Origin of the sequence: Mesorhizobium sp. M7A.T.Ca.US.000.02.2.1 (assembly GCF_003996995.1) — a bacterium.
GTDB lineage: Bacteria > Pseudomonadota > Alphaproteobacteria > Rhizobiales > Rhizobiaceae > Mesorhizobium.
On record NZ_RZTT01000675.1, the window covers coordinates 1 to 2,044 of the forward strand.

The following is a 2,044-nucleotide window of genomic DNA, read 5'->3' on the forward strand; positions in this document are numbered from 1 at the left end:
CACCGGAAACGAGAAATGCGCATTCTGGCCGAACAGCGCGAAGGCAAGCTCGTCGGTCTGCGTCTTGCCGACGAAGCGTGCGCCGGCATCGAGGATCATCTGCACGGCGGGTGCGGTGCGCGAGGCCGCGGGGCTTTCGGCGAATTTTTGCAAATTGCCGCAACCGGTGCGGTAACCGGCGACGTCGTAGATGTCCTTGACGGCCAGCCGCAGGCCGGCCAGCGGGCCTAGCTGGGCATGTGCCACCGGCATCCGGCGAAGATCGAGAAAGGCGTTGAGAGGGCCGTGCGTGCCTGTCATCGTTCGATATCCGGATACGGTTGCCGCAACATTGTTCGACGCCAGAAATTTTACAACCTGCGATACGATTTTTATTGATTGTGAAAGTCTTCGCCCTTATATCGCGCTTGCCCAAAGTCGCACGTGCCTGTGGGTGTCCGCCGATCCTCGAATGGTGAGGGAAATCGGTAAGGTAACTGGAGCCAACCCCTCCAGTCGGTCTAGCGGCCAACCGCCAGCCCGAGGACACCTTGAAGCAACGACGGTGCGGGCCTTTCTGGTGTTCTGCCGGTTGTCCAAAAACCGGGGTTACTGAAGAGGCACACCTTCATTGCCGGCAGTGCGGACGGGTCTCCCATCCAAGCCAAGGCAGACAAAGCGAACCGAGGCCGGGCAAGGCCAAGGTTCACCGCCGCGAGACGGCGCTTCATGGTTCCGGGGTCTCCACCGGCTGGTTCCATGGATATCCGTCCCGCCTTTGTCCACCGCGTGTTCGCGAGGCTGACAGCCCGCGTCCCGCAGCCTTATTGCGCGCCGAAAGGCGCTGATGGAGAGACCCCGATGGCCACCCAGCGCATCCTTGACTTCCTCGCCACCCGACGTCCGTCCGGCCCCTGCCTCGTCGTCGACCTCGATGTCGTGCGCGACAATTTCCGCGCCTTCGAGAAGGCGCTGCCCGATTCCAAGATCTACTATGCGGTGAAAGCAAACCCGGCGCCGGAAATCCTGCGCCTGCTTGCTGCGATGGGCTCGTCCTTCGACACCGCTTCCGTTGCCGAAGTCGAGATGGCGATGGACGCCGGTGCGCCGGCGGACCGCATCTCCTTCGGCAACACCATCAAGAAGGAGCGTGACATCGCACGCGCCTACCAGCTCGGCATCCGCCTGTTCGCCGTCGATTGCGTCGAAGAGGTCGAGAAGATCGCTCGCGTCGCTCCAGGCGCGCGCGTGTTCTGCCGCGTGCTGACCGATGGCGAGGGCGCGGAATGGCCGCTGTCGCGCAAGTTCGGCTGCGTGCCAGCGATGGCCGTCGACGTGCTGCGCCATGCCAAGGGGCTCGGCCTCGACGCCTATGGCGTGTCGTTCCATGTCGGCTCGCAGCAGACCGACCTGACCGCCTGGGACCGTGCGCTGGCCGACGCCAAGGTGGTGTTCGCGACGCTCGCCGAAGAAGGCATCGTGTTGAAGATGGTCAATATGGGCGGTGGTTTCCCGACGCGCTATCTGCGTGACGTGCCAGCCGCCCAGGCCTATGGCCAGGCGATCTTCTCGGCGCTGCGCAAGCATTTCGGCAATGCGCTTCCCGAGACCATCATCGAGCCGGGCCGTGGCATGGTCGGCAATGCCGGCGTCATCAAGTCGGAAGTCGTGCTGATCTCGAAGAAGGCCGCCAACGACAATGTGCGCTGGGTGTTCCTCGACATCGGCAAGTTCGGTGGTCTTGCCGAGACGATGGACGAGGCGATCCGCTACCCGATCGTCACGCCGCATGACGGCACGGAGACCGCACCTTGCGTGCTCGCCGGCCCGACCTGCGATTCGGCCGACGTGATGTACGAGAAGACGCCCTATCCGCTGCCTTTGTCGCTGACCATCGGCGACGAGGTGCTGATCGAAGGCACCGGCGCCTACACGACCACCTACTCGGCGGTCGCCTTCAACGGCTTCGAGCCTCTCCGATCCTACGTGATCTGACGGCGCTTCCTCAGCGCATTTTCGGACGGCGAACCGGACACAACTTCGCCTGAAAATGCGCTGAGAGAGC

General features: G+C 63.4%; 2 protein-coding genes. One reads left to right on the forward strand and one right to left on the reverse strand.

Going from position 1 to position 2,044, the window contains the following annotated elements; genetic code table 11:
• A partial coding sequence (locus EOD15_RS33380) for an amidase family protein (protein WP_245463840.1) occupies window positions 1-300 on the reverse strand: 300 nt, incomplete at its 3' end.
• A gap of 540 nt (window positions 301-840) precedes the next feature.
• Here EOD15_RS33380 and odc2 point away from each other — a divergent pair.
• On the forward strand, window positions 841-1,974 hold the full coding sequence (gene odc2 / locus EOD15_RS33385) for an ornithine/lysine decarboxylase (protein ID WP_127320768.1): 1,134 nt from the start codon (window positions 841-843) through the stop codon (window positions 1,972-1,974).
• The last annotated feature ends 70 nt before the right edge of the window (window positions 1,975-2,044 follow it).